The sequence below is a fragment of the Kitasatospora sp. MY 5-36 genome (assembly GCF_001182915.1).
Classification (GTDB): domain Bacteria; phylum Actinomycetota; class Actinomycetes; order Streptomycetales; family Streptomycetaceae; genus Kitasatospora.
The window spans coordinates 1-2,418 of record NZ_LFVW01000196.1 but is presented as its reverse complement, the minus strand read 5'-3'; the positions used below and the strand labels follow the sequence as shown (position 1 = coordinate 2,418).

Here is a 2,418-nt window from a genome sequence, read left to right as displayed (position 1 = left end):
GTGTCCCCGGCCGGGCCGGCGGGTAGCGTACGGGCCATGTCGACCACCCCGACCGATGAGGTCCTGATCGTCACCGGCGCCAGCCGCGGCATCGGTGCCGCCACCGCCCTGCTGGCCGCCCGCCGCGGCTACCGGGTCTGCGTCAACTACCGTACGGACGAGGCCAACGCGGCCGCCGTCGTGGAGAAGATCCGGGCCGACGGCGGAACCGCCCTCGCGGTCCGCGCCGATGTCAGCCGCACCGCCGAGGTCGAGCGGCTGTTCACCACCGTGGACGCCGAACTCGGCCCGCTCACCGGGCTGGTGAACAACGCCGGCACGCTGGAGAAGCAGTGCCGGCTGGAGGAGATCGACGAGGACCGGCTGAACCGGATCTGGGCCGCCAACATCACCGGCCCGTTCCTCTGCGCGGCCCAGGCCGTCCGCCGGATGTCCACCCGGTACGGCGGGCACGGCGGCGCCATCGTCAACGTCGGCTCGGCGGCCTCCCGGATCGGCTCACCGAACGAGTACGTCGACTACGCGGCCGCCAAGGGCGCGGTGGACTCGATGACCCGCGGCCTGGCCCTGGAGGTCGCCGCCGAGGGCATCCGGGTCAACACGGTGCGACCGGGGCTGATCCACACCGGCATCCACGCGCTCGGCGGCGAGCCCGGCCGGGTCGACCGGGTCGCGCCCAACCTGCCGATGCGCCGCGGCGGGCAGCCGGAGGAGGTCGCCGAGGCGGTCCTCTTCCTGCTCTCCCCGGCGGCCTCGTACACCACGGGGGCGTTCCTGGAGGTCTCGGGCGGGCGCTGAACAGCCCGGTTCCGTACCGGAGGGGGCCGGTTTCGGCCAGCGTCGTCCCGCCACCGAGCGGCCCCCTCCGGTTTCCTTCCGCCCGTCCGCCCCCGCCCGTACGGTGGTGGCCATGACCGACGCCTTCATCGACATCCCCGGTGTGCGCAACTTCCGTGACGCGGGCGGGATCGGCGCCCTCCGCCGGGGCGTGCTGTACCGCTCCGGGTCCTTCCACACCCTCACCGAGGAGGGCGCCCGGCGGCTCAAGGCGCTCGGCCTGCGGACGGTGTTCGACCTGCGCAGCGCGTTCGAGCTGCAGACCTGGCCGGACCAGCGGCACGGCCTCGACCACGAGTCCCTCAACCTGCCGACCCTGCCCGCCGACCGCAAGGACGTCGACCGGCCCTGGCCCGAGGACCAGGCGGCCCTCTACCCCTTCATGGCCGAGACGGCCGGCCCCTCGCTGGCCGCCGTGGTCCGCCGCCTCGCCGCGCCGGACTCACTGGCCGCCGTCGTCCACTGCGCCGTCGGCAAGGACCGCACCGGCCTCACCATCGCCGTCCTCCAGTCCCTGCTGGGCGCCTCCGAGGCCGAGATCACCACCGACTTCCTGCGCTCCAACGTCGGCCTCGGCCTCGACAAGGGCCCCACCCCGTACGTCGACGAGACCGGCACCGAGCGGATCTCCCGCCCGGTCGACGCCGGGCACCTCGCCTCCTCGCTGGCCTGGATCCACGACCACCACGGCACCGTCCCCGACTACCTCCGCCACCACGGCACGACGGACGCCGAACTCGACGCCGTCCGTGCCAAGCTCTCGGACTGACCGGCCGTCAGCCCTCCCGGCGCTCGAAGCGCCACCACTGCGCCGGGGCGTCGGCGTCCTCCCGCTGGTGGACGTCGGCCTCCGGGGTGTCGCCCGCCGTCAGGGGCTTGCCGCTGATGAAGCTGGTCACCGTGTAGGTGCCCGGGGCGTCGACGTGGGCCTCCAGCAGCCACTCCTGGGCGCCGAAGGCGTTGGCCGACCACTGCTGGATCCGGACGCCGTCCTCCGTCGAGGCGCCGGCGACGTCCAGGCGCTTCCCGCTGCCGACGTTCTCGATGTGGAACAGCGCGCCGCCCGGGTGGACGGCCGTGAGCCGCCAGAGCTGGGCGTCGCTGCCGTCGTCCGCGCCGAGGACGATCCGGGCGCCGCTGCGCCGGGAGCCGTCGGCGACCCGCAGCAGCAGGCCGCTGCCGACGTTGCGGACGAGGTAGCTGCCGTCGGTGATCGCGGAGTCTGTCACGACCGCAGTCTGCCACCGGGCACCGACAGGCCGTCCCGCACCGCCGTACGGGCCACCCTGCGGGCCGCCGGCCGAGGGCTCCGAGCCGGGGGCGCGGAGGAGTTTCCGCCGGACCGGCCCCGCCCCCTATGCTGCGGCGAATGTCCACCGAGCAGATACCGTCGCACCGTCAACAGCCCACCTTCTCCGAAGCCGTGGCCGCCCTGGAGGCCGTGGTCGCGGCCGGGGACGACGAGCGGTTCGGGCCCGCCCTCGGCCTGGTCGGCGGGCTGTTCGGCGCGGCCGACCCGGCGGAGCGGGTGGCGGCCGGCCCCCGGCTGGCCGCGCTGCTGCCGGACGCCCCGCCCTTCCC

At 74.9% G+C, this 2,418-nt stretch carries 2 protein-coding genes and 2 pseudogenes; 3 read left to right on the top strand and 1 reads right to left on the bottom strand.

Features of this window, described 5'->3' with window-relative positions:
- Nucleotides 1-36: 36 nt before the first annotated feature.
- A complete protein-coding gene (locus AE652_RS14465; RefSeq protein ID WP_049651764.1) occupies nucleotides 37-798 on the top strand; it encodes an SDR family oxidoreductase in 762 nt (253 codons plus the stop codon).
- Between the two features lie 112 nt (nucleotides 799-910).
- The gene (locus AE652_RS14460; protein ID WP_049651763.1) at nucleotides 911-1,606 is read left to right on the top strand and encodes a tyrosine-protein phosphatase; all 696 of its coding nucleotides are present in this window, start codon (nucleotides 911-913) and stop codon (nucleotides 1,604-1,606) included.
- A 7-nt stretch (nucleotides 1,607-1,613) separates the two neighbouring features.
- Here the strand turns inward: AE652_RS14460 and AE652_RS14455 are convergent.
- Nucleotides 1,614-2,072 (bottom strand): annotated as a pseudogene (locus AE652_RS14455) (RICIN domain-containing protein); the annotation flags it as partial.
- Between the two features lie 134 nt (nucleotides 2,073-2,206).
- Here AE652_RS14455 and AE652_RS14450 point away from each other — a divergent pair.
- Nucleotides 2,207-2,418, top strand: a pseudogene (locus AE652_RS14450) (hypothetical protein); the annotation flags it as partial.

Coding starts and splice junctions, on each gene's coding strand:
- AE652_RS14465 (WP_049651764.1), top strand. CDS start 37: ATGTCGACCACCCCGACCGATGAGGTCCTGATCGTCACCGGCGCCAGC.
- AE652_RS14460 (WP_049651763.1), top strand. CDS start 911: ATGACCGACGCCTTCATCGACATCCCCGGTGTGCGCAACTTCCGTGAC.